This window comes from Streptomyces sp. NRRL WC-3549 (assembly GCF_000721935.1).
Taxonomy (GTDB): Bacteria; Actinomycetota; Actinomycetes; order Streptomycetales; family Streptomycetaceae; genus Streptomyces.
The window spans coordinates 46,313-48,923 of sequence record NZ_KL585408.1 but is presented as its reverse complement, the minus strand read 5'-3'; the positions used below and the strand labels follow the sequence as shown (position 1 = coordinate 48,923).

Here is a 2,611-nt window from a genome sequence, read left to right as displayed (position 1 = left end):
CCGCCACTCGGGACAGGCGTGGGAGCAGCCGGGCGGGCCCTATACGGTGGTTCCACCATGAGCGCATCTGAGCCCCTTCGGTCACCCCGGTCTCCTGAGCTTCCCGATACCCCGCAGGGCACGGGCACGCCCACGCTTCTCGTCAAGATCTTCGGGAAGGACCGGCCCGGGATCACCGCCGGTCTCTTCGACACCCTCGCCGCCTTCTCCGTCGACGTGGTCGACATCGAGCAGGTCGTCACCCGTGGCCGCATCGTCCTGTGCGCGCTGGTGACCGACCCGGCCGCGGGCGGCGCGACCGAGGGCGGGCTGCGGTCCACGGTCCACAGCTGGGCGGAGTCGCTGAAGCTCCAGGCGGAAATCATCTCGGGCACCGGCGACAACCGTCCGCGCGGTTTCGGCCGTTCCCATGTGACCGTGCTGGGCAACCCGCTGACAGCGGAGTCCACGGCGGCCATAGCGGCCAGGATCACCTCCACCGGCGGCAACATCGACCGTATCTTCCGGCTGGCCAAGTACCCGGTCACGGCCGTCGAGTTCGCGGTGTCCGGCACCGCCACCGAGCGGCTGCGGACCGCGCTGGCGCCGGAGGCCGCCGGCATAGGCGTCGACATCGCCGTCATGTCGGCCGGGCTGAGCCGCCGGGCCCAGCGGCTGGTCGTGATGGACGTGGACTCGACGCTCATCCAGGACGAGGTCATCGAGCTCTTCGCGGGCCACGCCGGCTGCGAGGACAAGGTCGCCGAGGTGACCGAGCAGGCGATGCGCGGCGAGCTCGACTTCGAGCAGTCGCTGCACGCGCGGGTGGCGCTGCTGGCCGGGCTCGACGCGTCGGTGGTCGACAAGGTGCGGGCCCAGGTCCGGCTGACCCCCGGCGCGCGCACCCTGATCCGTACGCTCAAGCGCCTCGGCTACCAGGTGGGCGTGGTCTCGGGCGGATTCACCCAGGTCACGGATGACCTCAAGGAGCGGCTCGGGCTCGACTTCGCCTCCGCCAACACGCTGGAGGTCGTCGACGGCAGGCTCACCGGCCGGGTCGTCGGGGACGTCGTGGACCGGGCGGGCAAGGCACGGCTGCTGCGGAGCTTCGCCGAGCAGGCCGGGGTGCCGCTGGCGCAGACGGTCGCGATCGGGGACGGCGCGAACGACCTGGACATGCTCAACACCGCCGGGCTGGGCGTCGCGTTCAACGCCAAGCCGGTCGTCCGGGAGGCGGCCCACACCGCGGTGAACGTGCCGTTCCTGGACACCGTGCTGTATCTGCTGGGCATCACCCGCGAGGAGGTCGAGGCCGCCGACGGTCTCGTCGAGTGAGCGCCTCTCCGGGGCCCGCGGTCCCGGACGTACGAGGGCCCCGGCACGGTCGCTGTGCCGGGGCCCGCGCGTCCCGCTCAGGCGGTCGGCGTCCAGTAGTCGACGATCGTGCCGACGCCTGGCTCCAGGCTCTTCCAGGGACCCTGGAAGTCGATGACCGCGTAGGCGGCGGTGGAGAAGCCGTCCCTGGTCATCCGGGACAGCGCGTCCCCCTCGGCCCGGCCGGCCAGGACGTCCGCCACCCCGTGCATGCCCGGGTTGTGGCCGATGACCAGCACGGTACGGACGTCGTCGGGGATCTCACCGAACAAGGCGATCAGCTCGCCGACGGAGGCTTCGTACAGCCTCTCCTCGTACGCGGTCCTGGGGCGCTGCGGGAATTCGTGGACCGCGAGCTTCCAGGTCTCCCGGGTCCTGGTGGCGGTCGAGCACAGAGCCAGATCGAAGTCGATACCGGAATCGGCGAGCCGGCGGCCGGCCACGGGGGCTTCCTTGCGCCCCCGTTCGGCGAGAGGCCGCTCATGGTCGGACTGCTGCGACCACTCCGCCTTTGCGTGCCTGAGAAGGACGATCCTGCGAGGTGTTTCGGCGCTCATACCTCTCAGCTTCGCATGAAACGCACTGCCGGGCGCAGGGTGTTGGAAGGCTCCCCGGTACGGATGAGAGGCCGCCGCACCACCGTCACCTGGAGAGCAGCTCCATGATCCGGCCGAGCAGCCTGCCGACCGCCGGGTCGGCGGTGGCGGCCTGCGCCTGCCCGGGTCCCGCGATGAGCAGCAGGAGCGCGGCGAAGGCGAGGGCGGGCAGCGCGACGGCCCACCACGGCAGCCGGACCTCGACGGCGTCGTCCGGGGCGGCACGGTGGGTCCGGGGCTGTGTACGGGCCGTCATGTCCGCCTCCTGGGTCTTCGGTACCGATACCGAGAACCTACGGATCCGCCGGGGCCGGGCCCATCCGGCGACCCACCCACTCGACCCTGAACCTGGCCCCCTAGGGGACGGTGGGGCAGGCCCCACCCTCGCGCGCGGGCGGGTACGGGATCAGGGGGAGGCGATCGTCATCAGGGGGAGGCGATCGTCGCGATCACTCCGATGACCACCGAGATGAGCAGCATCGCCCCGAGCACGAGGAGAAGCTTCTTCTGGCCGTTCTGAGGGTTCGGATCGAGCACTGGCTTCATGGGTTCAGTGTCGCACCTCAGCACTCGTCCTCGATGACCCGGTTCCGCCCGGCGAGTACGCCCGCCACCATCTGCGGTATCAGCAGGGCCGCCATCAGCGCGATCGGCAGGGCCCC

General features: G+C 71.1%; 4 protein-coding genes. 1 reads left to right on the top strand and 3 read right to left on the bottom strand.

The window, feature by feature from the left end; genetic code table 11:
- The first annotated feature begins 57 nt into the window (after positions 1-57).
- A complete protein-coding gene (gene serB, locus IH13_RS0119485; RefSeq protein WP_031086158.1) occupies positions 58-1,314 on the top strand; it encodes a phosphoserine phosphatase SerB in 1,257 nt (418 codons plus the stop codon).
- A gap of 77 nt (positions 1,315-1,391) precedes the next feature.
- Here serB and IH13_RS0119480 read toward each other — a convergent pair whose 3' ends face one another.
- The 3 genes from IH13_RS0119480 to IH13_RS45560 all read right to left on the bottom strand — a co-directional run bounded on the left by IH13_RS0119480 (position 1,392) and on the right by IH13_RS45560 (position 2,486).
- Positions 1,392-1,910, bottom strand: coding sequence for a SixA phosphatase family protein (locus IH13_RS0119480; protein ID WP_031086156.1), 519 nt, complete (start codon positions 1,908-1,910; stop codon positions 1,392-1,394).
- An 85-nt stretch (positions 1,911-1,995) separates the two neighbouring features.
- Positions 1,996-2,205 (bottom strand): hypothetical protein, encoded by a 210-nt coding sequence (locus IH13_RS0119475; RefSeq protein ID WP_031086153.1) that lies wholly within the window; start codon positions 2,203-2,205, stop codon positions 1,996-1,998.
- 170 nt (positions 2,206-2,375) lie between these two features.
- Complete coding sequence (locus IH13_RS45560; protein ID WP_267883861.1) at positions 2,376-2,486, bottom strand: SGM_5486 family transporter-associated protein; 111 nt, start codon at positions 2,484-2,486, stop codon at positions 2,376-2,378.
- Positions 2,487-2,611: the final 125 nt, after the last annotated feature.

Coding starts and splice junctions, on each gene's coding strand:
- IH13_RS0119480 (WP_031086156.1), bottom strand. CDS start 1,910: ATGAGCGCCGAAACACCTCGCAGGATCGTCCTTCTCAGGCACGCAAAG.
- IH13_RS0119475 (WP_031086153.1), bottom strand. CDS start 2,205: ATGACGGCCCGTACACAGCCCCGGACCCACCGTGCCGCCCCGGACGAC.
- serB (WP_031086158.1), top strand. CDS start 58: ATGAGCGCATCTGAGCCCCTTCGGTCACCCCGGTCTCCTGAGCTTCCC.